The organism is Rahnella sp. NRRL B-41462, assembly GCF_003263525.1.
Taxonomy (GTDB): domain Bacteria; phylum Pseudomonadota; class Gammaproteobacteria; order Enterobacterales; family Enterobacteriaceae; genus Rahnella; species Rahnella aceris.
The window spans coordinates 80,141-99,109 of record NZ_JYDF01000014.1 but is presented as its reverse complement, the minus strand read 5'-3'; the positions used below and the strand labels follow the sequence as shown (position 1 = coordinate 99,109).

The following is an 18,969-nucleotide window of genomic DNA, read 5'->3' as shown; positions in this document are numbered from 1 at the left end:
GTAATAAGAATGCAGTTCAGTCCACACAGTTCTGATTCAGGATCCATGATGAGACAGTCCTGAGCGCCCCGGGCGAATATGAGTATCTCCCTGACAGCAGAAAAAGTCCCTGTTTCCACAAAGGCCACTGAGAAGCAAGCTGATAATCAAACCATTCGCTTCGTAAAAGTCCGTGAGTTGCCCCCGGCAACTGCCTGATACAGCGGGGAGTGCCCGCTGGTAGTGCTTTGGCCCAGACCGCGGCTGTTTCATCAGCGTCTACATTCCGGTCATCCTGGCCCATCAGAATTAATACCGGAGTATGTGTACCGGAAATATCTTTCGTCGCATCAGCCAGGGAATTCCTGCGTTCGAAGTCCTGGCGCGTACATTGGGAGTGGCAGGGGAGAACAGCTGCTTCTTCTGTAAACTGGCGGTCAAAAGCCACGGCTTCATGTTTTTTAGCATCCTGAATATCATTCAGGGAGCGACCTTCGACTTTAAGCCTTTGTCCTGTATAGTATATGCCCTGATTACGCCAGTTTATCGCCGCACCTATCAGCACAACAAACTCAGTTGTTGTCAGTTGGCTCGCCTGCGGTACAACCCAACCTGCCTGCGAGAACCCAAGATAACCTCCGCGACTTTTTTTCAGTTCCGGCTGTTCTCTCAGTTTTTTTAACGCCAAAACCGCCTCCTCTGCGCGATCTGACATTGTCTGTGCCAGCCAGTTACCTGTACTTTTATCCACACCAGGTTTATCCCATGAAAAAACGGCAATTCCCTGTGAAACAAGGAATTTAACCAATGGAATATATCCACCTTCTGACCAGCGGTCCTGAGGTCCGTCTCCATGAACTAAAAGCACAAACGGAGGAGAAACCTTACCTGGAGGCATAATCAACGTCCCCATCAGAACATCGTTATTATGCTTAAAAGATATAGAACGTTGTTGCCCGTACCCTGAAAGATCGAAATCATATAATCGGCTAAGCAAAAAAATAATGAGAACGACAATCATAATTGAAAATGACACAATATATTTAATCATGTATAGCTCTTTATAATTTATAAAATTAAATATCAGCCGACTTTTTTAATACTTTATAGAACAGGATGTCAATGACTTAAAATTCGAAGCTCCTGACAGTAATAATCTCAGTGCTGCTGTGGGCGTTAACTTCCACTTCAGGGATGAACAAATGGAAATTAAGTGAGATTTACCAACAGTAACTGGCGGAGCTTCACCGCTATTTATCCTTAAAGCGCATCGCCAGCCACTGAGCATGCTGCTGCGTCACCAACAGTTGATCATCTTGCTCGCGCCACTGAATATCCCCCTGGCTAAGACAGCGCCTGAGCTGCTCCAGTGATGCTACCTGGAAACAGAGCGCCACCATTTTCGCCGGTGCCTGCGCAGCGACAGGCGGAAGCGCGAATTCCAGACGTGCTTGTTGATGAGTGATAATACGCAGGCAGCAGGTCCCTGAATCAAGCACATAACCACCGTTGGCCTCCGCGCGGGCCTCCACACTGAACAACTGGTGATACAGCGCCAGCGTCTGTTCAGGTTGAGGCGAGGCAATAACGAAGGCAGACAGCGCTTGCACGCCATTAGGATGTACCCGCCAGGCGGGCTGCCAAACGGCCTGCGGCGTTTGATGTTCGCAGAAAAAACTGAAGCCGTATGCCAGGGCGCTGGCGCGGATCCGCGAGATGCAGAACCGGGCCTCAGTCTGGCTGCCGTCCGGCAATATCACCGGGCGTGAGAAGCGGGTCGGCGGTTCGCCATCGAGTTGACATTGCCGGAGGTGCTGCCATACCGCATGCGCATCCCGGGTTTTCCAGACCAGTCCGGCAAGGCCTGGCGCAACGTTCCACAATCCTCGCGAGTCTGTCTGACTGGCAGGCTCATAACCTAAAAGTTCCAGATAGTTATCTGCAAAGACGGCCAGATGGTTACTGGAGCCCATCGAATGGTGCCCCCGTGTACTGAGCTGAAATCCCATCCGCTGGAACAGGCCTTGCGCCTGATCCAGTTCTTCATCGACATTAATCACCGCGTGATCGATAACCGGGGTAATCGGCATGGTGTCTTCCTTCTGTTCTTTTTACTGATCCTGTCAGGCGGCACGACCGCCAAAATAGAGTTCGCGCATACGGGGGTCGTGTAGCAGGTCCTGCGCGCTGCCCTCCATCGCCACTTTCCCCAGCGCCAGAACATAGACCCGGTCGGAAATGTGCAGTGCCTCCATAGCATTCTGCTCGACCATTAAAATGGTCACTTTTTCCTGGCGGCGAATGGTTTGTATGGCGCTAAAAACTTCCGTAAGCATTTTCGGTGACAGCCCGGCCGAAGGTTCATCGAGCAGCAGTACTGCGGGTTCAGGCATCAGAGCCCTTGCCAGCGCGAGGATTTGTCGCTCGCCGCCGGAAAGCGCTGACGCGGGTGATTGCCATTTTTTATGTAACACCGGGTAATTTTCCGCCAGTTGCGCCATTCGCTGCTTACGTTGGCCTGGCGGTAAAAATTGTCCCCCGGTTTGCAGATTTTCTGCCACGGTCAGATTGTTGAAGACGTTGTCCAGTTGTGGGACAAACCCGAGTGAGCATTCACGGATTTTCCGGTGCACCGGAATTTTTGCCGTTTCGCATCCATCGATTTCAACCCGTCCTTCGCGCGGGGAGACAAATCCGGCAATCGATTTCAGCAAGGTGGATTTGCCGCAGCCATTTGGCCCCAGCAGCGTCACGATTTCCGCCTGTTCAACATGCAATGAAATACCGTGCAGAATATCAATCCCCGGGGTATAACCGGCGACCACGTTTTCGAGGGTAATCATACGGCCTCCTGCAATGTTGCGGTGCTTTGCCCTAAATAGGCATCCAGTACTTGCTGGTTCTGCGCCAGTTCATCCGGGCGGCAACTGGCGACAATCTGTCCGCGATCCAGCACGATGCAGCGCTGGCACAGGGTGTTTATAAAATGCATATCGTGTTCAATAACCAAAAGTGAAATACCCTGACGGCTCAGGTTGACCAACGTTTCCACCAGCTCCTGGCGTAATTTCGGGTGCACACCGGCCATAGGCTCATCCAGCATCAGCAGCGTCGGTTTACCCATCAGCGCACAGGCAATACCCAGTAATTTTTTCTGTCCGCCGGAAAGCGCCGCAGCAGGCAGATCTTTAACTTTGGTTAACAGCAAGGTATCCAGTAATTCGCTGGCGCGGGTCCTGTCTTCCTGTTCGGCTTTACGCCCGGAAGCCAGCCCCAGCAGACCGTTGAATAACCCGTGCTGACGAGTACCGGCAGTCATCACGACTTCCATAACGCTCATCTTTTCCGGCATGACGGGGAGCTGGAAGGTGCGTGCAATGCCAGCCTGGATGATCCGGTGGCTGGGCTGACGAGTAATGGACTGTCCATCGAATGTAATGCTGCCGCCATCCGGCCGGTTAAACCCGGAAATGGTGTTGAGCAGCGTACTTTTACCGGAACCATTCGGCCCGAGCAGGCCAAGAATCTCCCCCTTTTCCAGCGTAAATGATACGGATGTCAGTACCTGGTTGCCGCCAAAGGATTTGCTGATGTCAGCCACTTCAAGCAAACGGCTCATGAGAAAGTCCTTAATTTTTCCGGTAACAGACCACCTGGTCGTGTGAGCAGACACAGTAATAAAGCCAGACCCACCAACCCCAGGCGTAGCGCGCCAGTCAGGTCTGAACTGATGTGGAAATAGTCTTTTGCAAAGGGGATAAAGTTATACAGCCCTTCCACCAGCAACACGCCCAGCAACACGCCGCGCACATTGCCAAGACCACCGATCATCACCATGCTCCAGATAAGAAAGGTTTCCGACGAAAGCAGGTAATCCGGGCTGACATAATCGGTGTACCAGGCCAGTAACATACCGGCCAGACAGCACATCACAGCACTGCTCATCAACGCCCGGCATTTCAGCCACGGCAGCGCATAGCCCATGCAGATCGCTAACTGAGGTTGTTCGCGCATCAGGCGCAGCGCCCGCCCAAACCGGCTGGCGCCGATACGCAGGCTGGCGAGCGTGGCGACGATGACGCTGAACAGAATAATGATCGCGAAGATACGCGTATCGGTGACGGTATCACCGGTTGACCAGGGCGAAGACAGGCCGCCAATCCCCTGCGCGCCGCCCGTCAGTGCGTCTTCATTGACGACGGCAATGCGGATGATTTCAGCCAGCGCCAACGTGGCAATGCCCCAGTAGTCCGCCGTTAGCTGACGCCCCAGCAACGCCATCAGCGCGCTGATAACAATGGCACACAGTAACCCGGCCGGGATCACCACCCACAGCGGCAACCCAAAATTGTTTCCCAGACCGACGGCATAAGCGCCGGTTCCGACAAACACAATGTGACCGAAATTCAGCAAACCGGCGTAACCTGCCTGTAAATTCAGGGCAAGCGCGATAATGGCATAGATCCCGGCAAGGCAAAGGATATGCAGTAAAAACTCAGACACGGCGGACCTCCCGGTTAAACAGGCCATAAGGACGCAGTAACAGCGCCAGCAGCAGAATGACAAACGATGAGGCGTTCACCCAGGTCACCGGGATAAACAATAAGTCGCCGCCGAACAGCCAGCTCCAGTCGATGTTGGTCACGAGGGTTTCGGTTGCAGCGATAAGAAGTGCACCAAAAATGGCGCCCATTGGATTTCCCAGCCCGCCGAGAATGGCGGCAGCGAGCACCGGCAACATCAGATCATTGCCCTGATTGACCCATGCGCTGGCATTCATCGCCAGCATACTGCCTCCCACAGCGGCCAGCATTCCAGCCAACAGGTTGACGGTGTGGATAATTGCGCTGGCATTTAACCCGGAGGCTGCTGCCAGATCCCGGTTACTTGCCAGCGCACGGATAGCGCGACCTTGCGGCGTACGAAACAGCAACAGGCTGAACACCACCACCAGCGAAATCGTGACGCCAAGACCCCAGAGTTCGTCAGAGGAGATTCGGGTGTCCCCAACCTGCAAGAGCGCACCCACAGGCAGGGAATAATTCACCGGGGCCGACCCCTCAACCCCGAGAACCAGTGCGATCAGCACCATCGATACCGCAAGCGATCCGATCATGGCGTTAGCGGTACCGCTTTTCAGCAGTGGCTGATAAACCCAGTGATGCAAAATCATGGACAGCATGCCGCAGACCAATGCAGAAAACACGATTGCCAGAGCCAACGGCATGCCAAGACGAAGCCCGGCGGCGGTGATAAATGAACCGACCATGGCATATTGCATATGAGCGATGTTGGCGAACCGTACCAGCCCGTAAACCAGGCTTAATCCCAGCGCGACCAGCGACAAATCCGCAGTGCGAATCAATGTATCAATCAAAAACTGCAGCATGGTTTTTCCCCGATGATGTAGCGTGAACTGGCAAGATAAAGCGGCTCGTTACCGGGGAACCGGTACGCCATTAAACGCTTTCACTTTCAGGTAGGGCTGAGACATACGCTGGTTATCGGCATCCAGATTTAATGTACCGGTAATGCCGGTAAAGCCAGGCGCAACGGTTTTCATTGCCGCGATCATGGCTGCCGGATCGGCACTGTGCGCTTTGTCGATAGCTGCCGCCGCCAGCATTACGCTATCCCAGGCATAGCTACCGTACACAGAGCGAGGTTTCTCATGGAATTTTTTCTGGTACAGCTCAGCATAATTTACGCCGTGACCACCCGACGTTTTCTGGTCAATACCTGCGACTTCCATACCAACCTGCCCGTTGGTGTACTGCGCCGGGGAACCTTCAACGGCCATGGTTAAATACATGCCATACCAGGGCGTTTTATTCAGACCCAGCTCCCAGGCCTCACGGTTCAGCACAATGGCATCCTGGCCGTAGCTGGTGTAAACGTAGGCTTGCGGATGAGCGCGAGAAATTTGTTCCAGCTCGCGGCGATAAGAAGGCTGACCGCTGGCATAGAGCACTTTGGCGACCACTTTGCCCCCGGCTTTTTCAAACGCGTTGGTGAACTGCTTCGCCATACCCTGACCGTAAGCACCATCCGGGGCGATAAAGGCCACTTTGCTGTAACCGAGCTGGCGCACATCTTCTGCCGAGAAGCTTGCGGAAAGAGAATCCAGGCCAATAACGCTCCAGGAGGTAGCGCCGATTTTGCGGATATCGGTGCTGGTACCGGAAATATTGATGTGCAGCAGATTGTTCTTCACCAGATATTGCCCAACCGGAATGGTGACACCAGAGGAAAAACTGCCCATCACTAAAGGGACATGGTTAACCTGAGTTAACTTACGTACGGCATTCAGGCCTGTAACCGGGCTTTCGGCGGAATCTTCCACGATCACATGTAATGGCTGACCATTAACGCCGCCCTGGGCATTAACCTGTTCAACCGCCAGTTCAATACCACGACGCTGATCTTCACCAATGCTGGCGCTGGTGCCGGTTAAGGGCAAAATTGCACCCATGTTCACATCGGCCTGCGCCGTGCGCGCCAGACCAAACAACGTCATACCTGCCAGTGTTGACAGCATCATGCCTTGCCCGAAACGATTTTTCATGTTGGTTCTCCGGTTTGCTGTTGCCGGCTTCTGAGGCCGGTGTTTTGTCGCCTGCGCAAATGTGCACAAGCCTGCCTGGTAATGCCGAAAAAGAGCGCACTAAAGTGAATATATAAGTGCATACACTTGTGTATTAAGCAAAGACGATGCCAGATAACAGGACGTTCCCGGTATCAAGTGCTTATTTCAGGTTAAACGAATGCAAATTCATGAATAAATACAAAGGAATCGAAAACATCTAAAAAACTTTCGTTTTCATTTTTATCATGGCCAATAAAAATATCTGTGTGCATAAGTGAATACACTTTGAATCATTTTAGTGCAATACTGCCGTAAAATGGTGCGGGGAAAATCCATAAGAATAAATAAGATGAAAAATGCTTATAAATGAGTAATTTTTTAATTAAAGAAAAGTGTATTCACTTTTGTGTTGAGTTGTTTTTTTTTGCTGTGCTATCTATAAAAACATTACGTGAAATAATCTTTGCCGCATTTTTATTTTCGTGCTGAGCATGCGGTAAATTAAGGGGTTAATGTGGTTATCATAAAAAAGAAATCCCGTAGCGCTGACAGTGTGGAAAAGGTCTACGAGAAAGTGAAAGGCATGGCGATTGATTACTACTTTCGTCCCGGCGAACGGGTGAATGAAGTTGAGCTTGCGGCACAACTGGGGGTCTCGCGTACGCCGGTGCGGGAAGCGCTGAACCGTCTGGCAAAAGACGGCTTTATGAATTTTGTACCCAACCGGGGTTTTTACTCCCGTGACCTGACGCCGGAAGGTGTCCGCGAACTTTATGAGGTGCGAATGGTTATAGAGCAATCGACCTTTCGTTTCGCCTGCCTGCGGGCAACAGATGAAGAGATCGCTACGACCACGGCTATCTGGGAAGAAGTGAGCCAGCATCGCCCGGCGCAAACTGAACAGGATTGGGCGAAGATTGCGGAAATTGATGAGCGTTTCCACATGGAAATAGCCCGTATTTCCCATAATAGTCGGCTCTATGAAATGCTCGATAGCCTGAATTCGCTGAGCCGCTTTTTCCGGCGTATCGATCTCGAAACGCCCGTGCGCAGGAACAATGCCTATGACGAGCATGTCGAAATTATCGCAGCATTACGCCAGCGGGATATCGAAAAAGGCGTGGTGCTGATTGAGCAACATATTTCATTGAGTGCCGAGCACGCGGTTGAAGTCACAAAAGAAGGGCTTGCCAGGATTTATTTTGGGAAGCCCTGAGCCACTCTTTTCATTAGGTCCAAAACGATAATTTAATCAGCTACCAGAGGGCATTACGCGTTCCGGTAATTCATTCACAGCGTCATGCTGCGGCATTGTGCCGGGAAAATGTAGAGGATATATGCGCTCCATTCCCGAAGAGATTATTCAACAGGCGATTATCTGGCGACGTGAGATCCACACGCGCCCGGAGATTGGCTTACAAGAATTTCATACTTCCGCGAAAATCAGCAGCCTGCTGCGCCAATATGATCTTGAAGTGCATACCGGCATTGCGGGCACTGGCGTGATGGGTGTTCTTCGCAATGGCGAGGGGCCGTCTATAGCCCTTCGCGCTGATATTGATGCATTACCCATTCAGGAAAACAACGCTGTTGCATGGTGCTCTTCCTCGCCAGGCATGATGCACGCCTGTGGACATGACGGGCATACCGCCATTTTACTGGGGGCGGCGCGCTATCTCAGCCAGACCAGAGCGTTCAACGGGACGGTGTACTTTATTTTTCAGCCTGCGGAAGAGAATGCCGGCGGCGGGCGTTTAATGGTGGAAGAAGGAATCTTTACGCGCTTTCCCGTTTCTGCGGTTTATGCGCTGCACAACTGGCCGGGGCTGCCAGTGGGGGAGGTGGCCGTTAGCACAGGCCCAATGATGGCTTCGCAGGACAATTTTTTTATCACGCTGACTGGCGTGGGATGCCATGCGGCGATGCCGGAAAAAGGGGCCGATCCGGTGCTGGCCGGCGCACACCTGATTACCGCGTTGCAAACGATCATGACGCGCCGACTCTCTCCGCTGGACAGCGCCGTGATCAGCGTGACGCAACTCCAGGCCGGGGAAGCAATAAATGTCGTCCCGCAGACAATGCAATTGTCCGGCACGCTGCGTTGCCTGAGCCAGACGGCCAGAGCGCGCTGCCAGATTCTGATGGCGGAGTATGTCGAACAGCTCGTCGGGCCATTTGGCGTCAGTGGCAGCATTCGCTGGGAATACGGTTACCCGGTAACCGTCAACCATGCGCAACAGGCAAAAATTCTGGCGGATGCCGCACGCCACGTCGAGGGGATCACGCAGGTCCACACACAGTTATCACCCTCAATGGCGGCAGAAGATTTCGCCTATTTTCTGGAAGCCTGTCCGGGCGCTTATTTGTGGCTGGGGGCCGATGGCCCAACGCCGGGCGCGGCATTACATAACCCGCATTATGATTTTAATGACCAACTTATCGCACCTGGCATCGGTCTTTGGGTATCGCTGGTGGAGAGGTCATTGGGTCCTGTTTCTGTTACTTCTGAGGATTAACTATGAGCCATATCCACTTTATTGGTGCTGGTCAAATGACCGAAGCGATTCTGCGCGCCGCCTTAAAACGCGGCGCATTAAATCCGGACGAGGTCAGCTTATCGGATATTGATCCAGAGCGAATTGAAACGCTGAAAGCGCGCTATGAGTTGAGCAATACACAAGATTTGCCAAACGCGCTGGCCGCAGCGGATCACATCGTGATTGGGGTACGTCCGCAGGATAATATTGCTGATGTCGCACAACTGATTAAGCAGTATGCCGCGCCACAGACGTCGGTCATTTCTATTATTGCTGGCGTAACGCTGACCCAGTTGTCTTTGATGCTGGGCGAGTCACGCCCGATTACGCGTATCATCCCGAATACGCTGACGGATACCGGGCTGGGCTACAGCGGCGTGGCGTTTAATGCTTATGTTAACAGCGCGTCCGTAATGCCGTTTCTGGAAAGTTTCGGCAAGGTGATGGTGCTGGAAGAACGGTTGATTGACGTCTTCACCGGTTTTGCTGTCGCTGGTGTCAACTATGTCTATTATTTTGTCGAAGCGCTGGCGGACGCCGGTGTCCTTGCCGGATTAACCCGGACTCAGTCAACACAAGTGGTATGGGAAAACCTGGTGGGCGCGGTTGAAATGCTTAAGTTATCCGGGCGCCATCCGCGCCAGTTGATGGATATTAATAACTCTCCGGCAGGGGTTGGCATTAATGGTTTATATGAGTTGAATAAAATTAATTTCGCCGCTGGTCTGCAAAGCAGCGTTCTGGCTGCGGTACGTCGTACAACGGAGCTTTCTGGTCAAAAATAACACTATTTTTTAACAAGAGTGGTCTATGACAGCAATTTCAACGTGTGGCTGCCATGCTGAAGGATGTAGCTCATCTGCGTAAAGTCATCAATGTGCGTGACAACCCCTGGCGAAGAATTTGATTGACAGATCAGGCCACTTTGCGGCGAAACATCCAGTACGCCGCTGAGCCTGTTATCGCTGCAATCACCAGTAGCGGCCACAGGCTTCCCCATACAATGTCCAGACTCGCATCTTTCAGGTAAATTTGTTTTGTGATGTCCGTGAAGTGCCGGATAGGATTTATCCACGTCAGATTTTGCAACCACACGGGCATGTTCTCTACCGGTGAGACATAGCCGGAAAGCAGAATCGCCGGCATCATAAAGACAAATACGCCAATAAATGCCTGCTGCTGCGTCGAACTAAGTGCAGAAATCAGCAGCCCGAATCCCACCAGCGAAAGCCCGTAAATCAACATGGTGAAGTAGAACAGTAAGACCGAACCAGAGAAGGGGATTTGATAACCCCATATTCCCACACCGAGCACAATAGTGGCCTGCGCAATGGCGACAATCTGCGCGGGTACGGCTTTACCAACAAATATCTGCCAGGTGGCAAGCGGCGACACCAGGAGCTGGTCGAGCGTGCCTTGTTCACGTTCACGAGCAACGGACAGTGAAGTCACAATCATTACGCCGATGGTCGTTATCATGGCGATAAGCGACGGCACCACAAACCATTTGTAGTTCAGGTTTGGGTTATACCAATTGCGTATTACCAGCTCACTGTTATTCGACTTCGGTTGACCAGTCATGAGTTCTAGTTGGTAGTTTTTCACGATTTGCTGCAGGTAATTGGCGGCAATCTGCGCACTGTTCGAGTTACGACCGTCAAGAATAATTTGCAGTTTAGCTGGCTGATTGCTTGCCAAATTTCGCGAGAAATCCGCAGGGAAGTGGATCAGCAGCAGCGCTTTTTGTTTATCGAGGGTTGGCTGGATTTCCTGCGGGCTTTTTAACAGCAGCAGATGGCTAAAAGCTTTGGCGTGTGCAAAACGTTGCGTCAGTTCCACGGAATGGCTGCCATTGTCTTGGCTGTAAATCGCGATGGTGGCGTTAGTGACCTCAAGCGTGGCGGCAAACGGGAACAGAATCACCTGCAACACCACCGGCAAAATCAAAATGGTACGGGTTTGCGGCTCGCGCAGCAGGGATTGCAGTTCTTTGCGAATTAATGTCCAGAGTCGATGATACATAACTTTCCCTTAATCCAGACGACGTTTGGTCTTCAACGCCGTCAGGCCGATAAACATCACCGCCGAGACAATGAGACACAGTACGTTAACTATCAGCACCGTGGAGATATTTCCCGCGAGAAACAGGGTTTGCAGGGTATTCACGAAGTAGCGCGCCGGTATGATATAAGTCACTGCGCGGATAATCGCTGGCATGCTGTCGATCTGGAAGATAAAGCCCGAGAGCATGATGGAAGGTAAAAATGCAGCGTTCAGCGCCACTTGAGCGGCGTTAAACTGGTTGCGAGTGATAGTCGAAATCAGCAGACCCATACCAAGCGTACTGAGCAAAAACAGACTGGTAATCAAAAATAACAGTAGCAGCGAACCGCGATAGGGTACGCCGAGAATAAATACCGAAACCACCATACACAGTAGCATTGCCAGCATGCCGAGCACATAGTAGGGGAGCAACTTGCACAGCAACAACTCGGTACGCGTTATCTGCGTTGAAAGCAGGGCTTCCATAGTGCCTCGTTCCCACTCACGCGCCACGACCAGCGATGTCAGAATGGCACCGATAACCGTCATAATGATGGTTATCGCCCCCGGAATAATGAAATGCTGACTGATAGCAGCAGGGTTAAACCAGTAACGCAGTTGCACGTCAATCAGTGGCTCGACGCTTTCACCCCGGCTCTTCGAGCGCTGCTGTTGCCATACCTGCCAGATCCCTTCGACATAGCCCTGCACAAAGTTTGCGGTGTTCGGTTCGCTGCCGTCGGTAATCACCTGAACCGGCGCTGTAGCCCCGGCGCGCGCCATGTTCTGCGCAAAGTCTGTAGGGATAACCACTATGCCGCGGATTTTTCCCGCCTGCATGAGCTGAATCAGTTCTTGGCGGTTATCGCTGATGGTCGGCTGAATGTAGGGCGAAGCGCTGATGGTATGAGCGAAACTCAGCGCTTCTTCGCTTTGCTGTTCCAGCAGAATCCCCACGTGCAGGCGGCTTGAATCCAGGTTGATGCCAAAGCCGAAAATAAAAAGCAGCAGCAGGGGGATCACCACAGCAATCAACCAACTGCTCGGGTCACGCGCAATCTGGCGCGTTTCCTTCACGCAGAGGGCGCGTACTCGCCTCCATGAGACTATTTTATGCTCACTCATGCGTGTGCTCCTTATCCCACTTGTTTATCAGCGTGATAAATGCCTGTTCCATGGTTGGGTCGACCTGCTCGTCGTCTGCCGCCTGCTGTTTGAGATCGTCCGGCGTGCCGCTGGCGATAAGCTTGCCACGATATACCAGCCCGATACGGTCGCAATATTCCGCCTCGTCCATAAAGTGTGTGGTGACCATCACGGTTACGCCTTTTTCAACCATGTCGTTGATGTGCAACCAGAATTCGCGCCGTGTAATCGGGTCAACGCCAGACGTGGGTTCATCAAGGAACAGAATATCCGGCTCATGCATCAGTGAGCAGGCCAACGCCAGGCGCTGCTTGAAGCCGAGTGGCAGGGAATCTGTCGGGCTGTTAAATATCGGCTGGAGGTTAAACGCTTCGCTCATACGGGAAATTTTGTCGTCCTGCGCCTTGCCGTGCAGCCCGTACACACCTGAGAAGAAACGCAGATTTTGTGCAACCGTCAGGTTGCCGTACAACGAAAACTTCTGTGCCATATATCCCAGATGCTGACGGGCCTTACCGGAGCTGGTTTTCAGATCCATATCCAACACCAGCGCCTTGCCAGAGGTCGGCACTAGCAGCCCGCACATCATTTTAAACGTCGTGGATTTACCCGCGCCGTTCGGCCCAAGCAGCCCGAAGATCTCGCCGCGCTGTACGGTAAAATTGACCTGGTCAGTCGCTGTGAAATCACCAAATTTCTTTGTGAGCTGTTTGGCTTCAATCACCGTTTCTTCGGAACTGCCTTCCACCGTATGCAGTATTTTTCCTAGCGGTGATTCCTTCGTGCCGGTGCCTCCCAGCAGTTCGATAAACGCATCTTCAAAACGCGGGACGGTACGCGTTATTTGCTCCAGAGACAGATCCAATGCTTGTGCCAGCTCTTCTATAGTGGCGTCTTTTGCCAGTATCAGACGTACGGAACGCCCCTGAATCACACCGTCGCTCACCTGCGGCAATTTTAGCGCCCGCTGAAGCAGCTTGCGGTTGTTTTCTCCCCCATGACTCACCAGCAGCGAACGCCCGGCCATTTTCTGCGTCAGCTCTTTTGGTGCTCCGTGATACAGCAGCTCGCCTTCGTTTAGCAGTAGCACCTCGCGGCACTGTTCGGCTTCGTCGAGGTACGAAGTACTCCATAGGATCAGCATCCCTTCACCTGCCAGTTCGTGCACCATCTGCCACAGCTCGCGTCGCGAAATGGGGTCTACGCCGACGCCGGGCTCATCGAGCAGCAGAACCTTAGGTTGGCCGACCAGTGTACAGGCGAGGCCTAGCTTCTGCTTCATACCGCCGGAAAGTTTGCCGGCGAGGCGCGAGGTAAAGGGACCGAGGGAAGTAAATTCTAGCAGCCGCGCAAATGTTTTTTTACGTTCCTCGGCCGTCACTCCACGCAGGTCTGCGTACAGAGTGAGATTTTCCATTACCGTCAGATCTTCATACAGCCCGAATTTTTGCGGCATGTACCCTACTACGGCGTGTAGGGCACTGCCATCTTTGATTGGGTCGAGGCCTATGACCTGTGCACTTCCCCCGCTAGGTTTCATCAAGCCTGCCAGCATACGCATTAGCGTGGTTTTCCCTGCGCCGTCAGGCCCCACCAACCCGGTGACTTCCCCCGGGTGGATTTCACATTCGAGGCTTGCTACCGCGGGTTTACCCAGTTCAGGGAAGTTTTTCATCAGCCCCTGCAAGCGGATGATGCCGCTGTCATAGCGGGTCATGCTGGGCACCATTGTTAAAACTTACGGTGACCGGCATACCCTGACGCAGCGAATCGTCGGCATCGGTCACGATAATGCGCAGGCGATAGACCAAATCGGTGCGCAGATCGGGCGTCTCAACCGTTTTAGGGGTGAACTCCGCGGTAGGAGAAACAAAGCCAATTTTGCCGTGATAGGGCTTTTCGGGACGCCCGTCGGTATAAATCTGCACTTCCGTACCCGGCTGTACATTGTAAAGACTCACTTCATTCACATAAGCACGTACCCACACCGGGCGTGTAAGGGAAAGCGTTAATACCGTGCTACCCGCGCTGAGCATGCTCCCTGGTTCAACAGCGCGAGTAAGCAATGTGCCGGCGGATGGGGCGGTAAGCGTGGTGTCCTGTAAATCCAGCTGCGCCTGGGAGAGCTGTGCTTTAGCCTGTTGCAGACTGGCCTGTGCCTGGGCAATCTCTTGCGGGCGGTTACCGTTGTGGTACTGACTGAGCTTATCGCGCGCGGCTTTCAGCGTAGCTTTTGCCTGATCGCTTGATGAACGGGAATTTTCCAGCTCATTTGCAGCAATCATGCGTCTGGCCCACAGCCCTTGTTGGCGCTGGTAAAAATTCTGGGCATAGTCATAGGCAGCCTGCGCCTGATTCACCTGCGCGGCCACCTGGGCAATTTCTTCGTCACGGTAGCCGGCAATAATCAAATCAAATTTCGCTTGTGTCGCTGCAACGTTTGCTTCCGCCTGTTGCAAGGCGTTTTGATACGGGCCTTTGTCCAGTTCCCCGAGCGTTTCCCCAGCCTTGATTGAATCGCCTTCATCGACCTGCAACGTAGCGAGGCGACCACCGACGCGAAAGCTCATGTTCACTGTGCGAATATCCACATTCCCGTAGAGCGTTAATGGCTTTTCCTGCTCGCTTTGATACCACATCCAGCCGCCAAAACAGCTGACCAGCAACGCAATAACAACGAGCACAACCATGGGCTTTTTATTTTTCATGGCACGATCTTCCTTAATTAACAGACAATCCCAGCAGGATGAAATCGACGTGGGTTAACACAACGCTACTGATTTGCTGCCGGTTGGCCTTATCAAAGTTTGTCCAACCGGTGCGTAGTAAAATAGTTTCCCGCCCCAGTCGGAAGGCCAGAATCTGTCCGAGCAAAGCGTGAGTATGCAAAATGGTTTCGGTATCCAGGGGATCACGTCCAGTGTAACGGCCCACAAGGGAAGTCAGGTGGCTGTGCATCGGTGCTATCACACGATCGTGGATGAGCTGATAAGCGGGTGTTGGCGAAAGCTGTTCGCGAGAGATAAATTTGCTGAGATTCAGAGTTTCATCGGAGGTGAGCAGCCTTATCATTTGCTCACATGCCGTATGAATTAGCTGGCGGATTTGCGCTTTGTCTGATGGCGACTGACTCATAACCTCTTCGGCGCACTGCATGTGCTCAAGAAAATTGTCGTTGATAAAATCAGCAATCCACCCAGCAGAAGCAATATACAGCTCTTCTTTTGAGCCGAAATAATAGGTGATAGCCGCAATATTTTGCCCGGCAAGAGCCGCGATATCACGGGTGGTCGCCTGCAAGCCATATTCACCAAACTGAGCGATGGCAGCTTTAATAAGGCTATTTTTAGCCTGTTCGCCACGAGAAGTTATGGGAGGTTGAGAGGTCGGCATATTGCCTCATAAAAGAGTTAATCAATCGATTGATTAAAAATAGGCCGAAACAAATAGGCTGTCCAGCGATGTGTTTGTATCCTGCGAGGTGGTGCGGACGATTTATTGGACTGTCAGGAAATTGTTTATGTATTCGTACGAAGATCGGAGACAGGCCCCTTCATCGCCGCCGTGTATGGCTCACCCGATTATTTTCGCCGCTTCCCTCTGCCGCAGACGTCGCAAGATTTGCAACAACATTTGTGTATTGGCCGGCGTGAAATCTCCAGCGGTAACCTGAATCGACCAGGTCAACGACCAACCAGACATGCAATGTGAAAAAAGATAATTCTTTTTGTTATAAAGACCCTTGCTTTTGTGAGGTTGTTCTCTGTTCTTTACCAGTAATCCCTTACCATTGTCGTGGATATGTTCGGTCCGCGCTTTTGTTCGCATCACCCGCTCCGTGCTTGATGCATTTTGTCTACCGCTCAAAAGCAGTCATGGACACATTAACAATCACATTTATGAACAGGGGAAGCTCAATGTCGACATATTATTTTCTGCCAACACGAAATGTATTTGGCGAAGGCAGTGTTCAGGAAGCCGGTACGCTGGCAAAAACGTTAGATGTAAAAAAAATCATGATTGTCACGGACGCTTTCCTGGCAAAAAGTGGCATGGCGGACAAAGTCGCTAAAATTTATGAAGAAGCCGGTATTGAAGCGCGTATATTTGGTGGCGCGGAACCTAACCCCACAGATAAAAACGTAGAGGCGGGGATTAGTTTTTACCGGGAACATGGCTGCAATGGTATTGTTTCACTCGGTGGCGGTTCCTCCCATGACTGTGCGAAAGGTATTGGATTAGTCGCAGCCAATGGAGGAAATATTCACGACTTTGAGGGTATTGATAAATCCAGCAACGATATGATCCCATTAATGGCAATCAACACCACCGCAGGTACCGCTTCAGAAATTACCCGTTTCTGCATCATCACTGATACAGCACGTAAAGTTAAAATGGCGATTGTTGACTGGCGCGTGACGCCTCAAATCTCGATTAACGACCCGGAGCTCATGGTCGGGATGCCACCTTCACTGACCGCCGCGACCGGCATGGATGCGTTAACTCACGCCATCGAAGCGTACGTGTCTACCATGGCGAACCCGCTGACTGATGCCGCCGCGCTGCAAGCGATCAGGATGATCACCCAGTACCTTCCCAAAGCTGTGGCAAACGGCGAATATATGAAGGCAAGGGATAATATGGCCTACGCGCAGTACCTCGCCGGGATTGCCTTTAACAACGCTTCTCTGGGCTATGTCCATGCGATGGCGCATCAGTTGGGCGGGTTCTATAACCTTCCCCATGGGGTATGTAATGCCATTCTGCTGCCTTATGTTGAGTACTTTAACTTGATTGGCAACCTTAATCGCTTCCGCGATATTGCAGAGGCCATGGGGGAAAACGTGGCCGGGCTCTCTACCGATGAAGCTGCGGTTAAAGCCATTAACGCCATCCGCCGCCTGAGCAGGCAGGTTGGCATTCCTCGCGATCTGAAAAGCCTGGGCGTCAAACCTGAAGATTTTGCCATCATGGCCGAGAATGCGAAAAAAGATGTCTGCCAGTTAACGAACCCGCGCAAAGCGACTAAAGAGCAGGTCATTGAACTCTATCGTCAGGCTTATGAAGGCGAAGAGTAACGTTAGATAACTGCGCGACGATGGGCCTGAAAAACCTTCACCGTAAATGAATTAAGGCCTGGCTGCAGGTGACCTGCAGCTAAGCTGTGTCCCTTAATCATCCGGGCTATAGTAACTATCTGTTTTCAAGACATAGTAAACTATGCCTCGCTACGACCTTCCCGGCGAAGCATGGACCATCATCCAGTCCTTGTTGCCTCTTGAGCCTGCTACGCCACGGGGCGGACGGCCATGGGCACAGCACCGCATGATCATCAACGGCATGTTCTGGGTGTTGTGTTCAGGTGCCCTATGGCGCGATTTATCTAAACGATAGGGGCCGTGGAAAACCGTTTATCCGCTTTAACCAATGGTCAAAATCGGCAGTGATTAACCTTATTTTCAACAGGTTGCTTTATGGCCTTGTTGACTGGTCTGCCACAGCGATGGATGGCAGTAATATCCGGGCGCTGAAATGTGCTGCCGGCGCTCAAAAAAACATCCCTATATAACCGGAGATAATGGGCTGGGTCGCTCTCACGGTGGTTTTGGCATCAAAATCCATCGGGTGACAGGCGCAAGCGGTCTCCCGCTAAACATCGTGCTGAGTCCCGGACAGGCTCATGAAAGCCAGTTTGCGCAACGTCTTCTGGACGGTATTGGAGTTCAGCGTAAGGTAGGGGGTATTCGGTCAGCCCGGCATCTTCTGTGCCAATTTCATAAAGATACAATCCGGCTGCCTGCGGGCTGTCGTGGCCGCCAGTCGCACGCGAGGTATTGATCTTCAGCAGAAGCCGCTGGTGCGCCAGCTCAGCCTGATGGACTGGTACATCGCTTATGAACTGCAGGTGCATCTCCAGCCGGGCGAATCTCTTGCCACAGTGAGAAGCGAATTGCACAGTCACATTCAGGACGTATTCAACGAATTTAATGTGCAGATCATGTCGCCGAATTTTGTGAATCAGCCGGAAACGGCGGTCATGGTAACTCAGGATAACTGGTTCGCCGCACCCGCCTCACCGCCAGACAATCCGAAATGAAATCTATCAGACGGGTCAGCGCTTGCCTTTAATTGTTGTCCGGTTGTTAACCCTGCGGCGGGAACTGACCGAGTTGCATGAACGCGCCAAACCAGTCTTCCAGATGCCAGGTGGTGGTGACGCGTTCGCCATTCAGCTCATGAAATTCATGCAGCCGGATGCTGACAAATTTGCCGGTCGGTTCGATGCCCATAAAGTTGCCGTGATGGGTACCGGTAATTTCTGCGCGCACGGCAATCTTCCCCGGGGTCTGAAGAAGGTCGTGGATGGTGATCTTCACATCCGGAAAAGCCTCAATGAACCCCCGGATGATCGGTTTCAACCCTTCGGGGCCGGATGCCTGACCTGGCGCGAGGGGAATATCTTTCCAGTCCTGCGTGACTGCCTCATCCATTAAGTCCGGATCATGCAGGCTAAAAGCCTGATAGATTTTTTCAACGGCTTTACGCTCCGCGATAAGACGATTTGCCATCTCGCTATTGTTGTCTGACATCGTTAAATTCCTCTGGCTGATTGCATTTTTATAGGGTTAATGTGGTGCACGCAGCGAGTATCACATTCATATCAGTAATAATTGAAAT

Annotated in this window: 18 protein-coding genes and 2 pseudogenes; 6 read left to right on the top strand and 14 right to left on the bottom strand. The window is 52.1% G+C overall.

Features of this window, described 5'->3' with window-relative positions; genetic code table 11:
- Positions 1 to 16 precede the first annotated feature (16 nt).
- The 7 genes from UC14_RS05075 to UC14_RS05045 form a co-directional block, all read right to left on the bottom strand.
- Positions 17 to 1,030, bottom strand: coding sequence for a S9 family peptidase (locus UC14_RS05075; RefSeq protein WP_013578149.1), 1,014 nt, complete (start codon positions 1,028 to 1,030; stop codon positions 17 to 19).
- A gap of 199 nt (positions 1,031 to 1,229) precedes the next feature.
- Positions 1,230 to 2,069 (bottom strand): VOC family protein, encoded by an 840-nt coding sequence (locus tag UC14_RS05070; protein WP_014416678.1) that lies wholly within the window; start codon positions 2,067 to 2,069, stop codon positions 1,230 to 1,232.
- A gap of 33 nt (positions 2,070 to 2,102) precedes the next feature.
- A complete protein-coding gene (locus UC14_RS05065; protein ID WP_013578151.1) occupies positions 2,103 to 2,822 on the bottom strand; it encodes an ABC transporter ATP-binding protein in 720 nt (239 codons plus the stop codon).
- Positions 2,819 to 3,598 (bottom strand): ABC transporter ATP-binding protein, encoded by a 780-nt coding sequence (locus tag UC14_RS05060; RefSeq protein ID WP_014416680.1) that lies wholly within the window; start codon positions 3,596 to 3,598, stop codon positions 2,819 to 2,821. Before UC14_RS05060 ends, UC14_RS05065 begins: the two co-directional genes overlap by 4 nt.
- Positions 3,595 to 4,482 carry a branched-chain amino acid ABC transporter permease gene (locus UC14_RS05055; RefSeq protein ID WP_112197339.1) on the bottom strand — a complete coding sequence of 296 codons (888 nt, stop codon included), beginning with the start codon at positions 4,480 to 4,482 and terminating at the stop codon, positions 3,595 to 3,597. Before UC14_RS05055 ends, UC14_RS05060 begins: the two co-directional genes overlap by 4 nt.
- Entirely contained in the window at positions 4,475 to 5,368 is an 894-nt protein-coding gene (locus UC14_RS05050) for a branched-chain amino acid ABC transporter permease (protein ID WP_013578154.1), read from the bottom strand. The genes UC14_RS05055 and UC14_RS05050 overlap by 8 nt, the downstream gene beginning before the upstream one ends.
- Positions 5,369 to 5,416: 48 nt before the next feature.
- Positions 5,417 to 6,544 carry an ABC transporter substrate-binding protein gene (locus UC14_RS05045; RefSeq protein WP_013578155.1) on the bottom strand — a complete coding sequence of 376 codons (1,128 nt, stop codon included), beginning with the start codon at positions 6,542 to 6,544 and terminating at the stop codon, positions 5,417 to 5,419.
- A gap of 535 nt (positions 6,545 to 7,079) precedes the next feature.
- On the opposite strand from UC14_RS05045, the gene UC14_RS05040 reads away from it, so the two are divergent.
- From UC14_RS05040 to UC14_RS05030, 3 genes are all read left to right on the top strand, one after another.
- On the top strand, positions 7,080 to 7,781 hold the full coding sequence (locus UC14_RS05040; protein ID WP_112197338.1) for a GntR family transcriptional regulator: 702 nt from the start codon (positions 7,080 to 7,082) through the stop codon (positions 7,779 to 7,781).
- 121 nt (positions 7,782 to 7,902) lie between these two features.
- Positions 7,903 to 9,081, top strand: coding sequence for a M20 aminoacylase family protein (locus UC14_RS05035; protein ID WP_112197337.1), 1,179 nt, complete (start codon positions 7,903 to 7,905; stop codon positions 9,079 to 9,081).
- A gap of 2 nt (positions 9,082 to 9,083) precedes the next feature.
- Positions 9,084 to 9,887 (top strand): pyrroline-5-carboxylate reductase, encoded by an 804-nt coding sequence (locus UC14_RS05030; protein WP_014416682.1) that lies wholly within the window; start codon positions 9,084 to 9,086, stop codon positions 9,885 to 9,887.
- A gap of 130 nt (positions 9,888 to 10,017) precedes the next feature.
- Here the strand turns inward: UC14_RS05030 and UC14_RS05025 are convergent, their stop codons facing one another.
- The 6 genes from UC14_RS05025 to UC14_RS27340 all read right to left on the bottom strand — a co-directional run bounded on the left by UC14_RS05025 (position 10,018) and on the right by UC14_RS27340 (position 16,119).
- On the bottom strand, positions 10,018 to 11,124 hold the full coding sequence (locus UC14_RS05025) for an ABC transporter permease (protein ID WP_112197336.1): 1,107 nt from the start codon (positions 11,122 to 11,124) through the stop codon (positions 10,018 to 10,020).
- Positions 11,125 to 11,133: 9 nt separating this feature from the next.
- A complete protein-coding gene (locus UC14_RS05020) occupies positions 11,134 to 12,270 on the bottom strand; it encodes an ABC transporter permease (protein WP_112151411.1) in 1,137 nt (378 codons plus the stop codon).
- Complete coding sequence (locus UC14_RS05015; RefSeq protein WP_013578161.1) at positions 12,263 to 14,008, bottom strand: ATP-binding cassette domain-containing protein; 1,746 nt, start codon at positions 14,006 to 14,008, stop codon at positions 12,263 to 12,265. The genes UC14_RS05020 and UC14_RS05015 overlap by 8 nt, the downstream gene beginning before the upstream one ends.
- Entirely contained in the window at positions 13,995 to 14,999 is a 1,005-nt protein-coding gene (gene hlyD / locus UC14_RS05010; protein ID WP_013578162.1) for a secretion protein HlyD, read from the bottom strand. Before hlyD ends, UC14_RS05015 begins: the two co-directional genes overlap by 14 nt.
- Before the next feature lie 13 nt (positions 15,000 to 15,012).
- Positions 15,013 to 15,684 carry a transcriptional regulator CecR gene (gene cecR, locus UC14_RS05005; RefSeq protein WP_013578163.1) on the bottom strand — a complete coding sequence of 224 codons (672 nt, stop codon included), beginning with the start codon at positions 15,682 to 15,684 and terminating at the stop codon, positions 15,013 to 15,015.
- A gap of 180 nt (positions 15,685 to 15,864) precedes the next feature.
- The gene (locus tag UC14_RS27340; RefSeq protein WP_112151408.1) at positions 15,865 to 16,119 is read right to left on the bottom strand and encodes a hypothetical protein; all 255 of its coding nucleotides are present in this window, start codon (positions 16,117 to 16,119) and stop codon (positions 15,865 to 15,867) included.
- Between the two features lie 89 nt (positions 16,120 to 16,208).
- On the opposite strand from UC14_RS27340, the gene UC14_RS04995 reads away from it, so the two are divergent.
- From UC14_RS04995 to UC14_RS04985, 3 genes and pseudogenes are all read left to right on the top strand, one after another.
- Positions 16,209 to 17,369, top strand: coding sequence for an iron-containing alcohol dehydrogenase (locus tag UC14_RS04995; protein ID WP_013578164.1), 1,161 nt, complete (start codon positions 16,209 to 16,211; stop codon positions 17,367 to 17,369).
- Positions 17,370 to 17,511: 142 nt separating this feature from the next.
- Positions 17,512 to 18,051, top strand: a pseudogene (locus UC14_RS04990) (IS5 family transposase); the annotation flags it as partial.
- Positions 18,052 to 18,100: 49 nt separating this feature from the next.
- Positions 18,101 to 18,388: pseudogene (locus tag UC14_RS04985) on the top strand (mechanosensitive ion channel protein MscS); the annotation flags it as partial.
- Positions 18,389 to 18,434: 46 nt separating this feature from the next.
- Here UC14_RS04985 and UC14_RS04980 read toward each other — a convergent pair.
- Positions 18,435 to 18,881 (bottom strand): ester cyclase, encoded by a 447-nt coding sequence (locus UC14_RS04980; RefSeq protein ID WP_112151407.1) that lies wholly within the window; start codon positions 18,879 to 18,881, stop codon positions 18,435 to 18,437.
- Between the last annotated feature and the right edge of the window lie 88 nt (positions 18,882 to 18,969).

Excerpts from the sequence above, each read along its gene's own strand:
- UC14_RS05075 (WP_013578149.1), bottom strand. The coding sequence starts at position 1,030 with ATGATTAAATATATTGTGTCATTTTCAATTATGATTGTCGTTCTCATT.
- UC14_RS05070 (WP_014416678.1), bottom strand. The coding sequence starts at position 2,069 with ATGCCGATTACCCCGGTTATCGATCACGCGGTGATTAATGTCGATGAA.
- UC14_RS05065 (WP_013578151.1), bottom strand. The coding sequence starts at position 2,822 with ATGATTACCCTCGAAAACGTGGTCGCCGGTTATACCCCGGGGATTGAT.
- UC14_RS05060 (WP_014416680.1), bottom strand. The coding sequence starts at position 3,598 with ATGAGCCGTTTGCTTGAAGTGGCTGACATCAGCAAATCCTTTGGCGGC.
- UC14_RS05050 (WP_013578154.1), bottom strand. The coding sequence starts at position 5,368 with ATGCTGCAGTTTTTGATTGATACATTGATTCGCACTGCGGATTTGTCG.
- UC14_RS05045 (WP_013578155.1), bottom strand. The coding sequence starts at position 6,544 with ATGAAAAATCGTTTCGGGCAAGGCATGATGCTGTCAACACTGGCAGGT.
- UC14_RS05035 (WP_112197337.1), top strand. The coding sequence starts at position 7,903 with ATGCGCTCCATTCCCGAAGAGATTATTCAACAGGCGATTATCTGGCGA.
- UC14_RS05030 (WP_014416682.1), top strand. The coding sequence starts at position 9,084 with ATGAGCCATATCCACTTTATTGGTGCTGGTCAAATGACCGAAGCGATT.
- UC14_RS05025 (WP_112197336.1), bottom strand. The coding sequence starts at position 11,124 with ATGTATCATCGACTCTGGACATTAATTCGCAAAGAACTGCAATCCCTG.
- UC14_RS05020 (WP_112151411.1), bottom strand. The coding sequence starts at position 12,270 with ATGAGTGAGCATAAAATAGTCTCATGGAGGCGAGTACGCGCCCTCTGC.
- UC14_RS05015 (WP_013578161.1), bottom strand. The coding sequence starts at position 14,008 with ATGACCCGCTATGACAGCGGCATCATCCGCTTGCAGGGGCTGATGAAA.
- hlyD (WP_013578162.1), bottom strand. The coding sequence starts at position 14,999 with ATGAAAAATAAAAAGCCCATGGTTGTGCTCGTTGTTATTGCGTTGCTG.
- cecR (WP_013578163.1), bottom strand. The coding sequence starts at position 15,684 with ATGCCGACCTCTCAACCTCCCATAACTTCTCGTGGCGAACAGGCTAAA.
- UC14_RS27340 (WP_112151408.1), bottom strand. The coding sequence starts at position 16,119 with ATGCGAACAAAAGCGCGGACCGAACATATCCACGACAATGGTAAGGGA.
- UC14_RS04995 (WP_013578164.1), top strand. The coding sequence starts at position 16,209 with ATGTCGACATATTATTTTCTGCCAACACGAAATGTATTTGGCGAAGGC.
- UC14_RS04980 (WP_112151407.1), bottom strand. The coding sequence starts at position 18,881 with ATGTCAGACAACAATAGCGAGATGGCAAATCGTCTTATCGCGGAGCGT.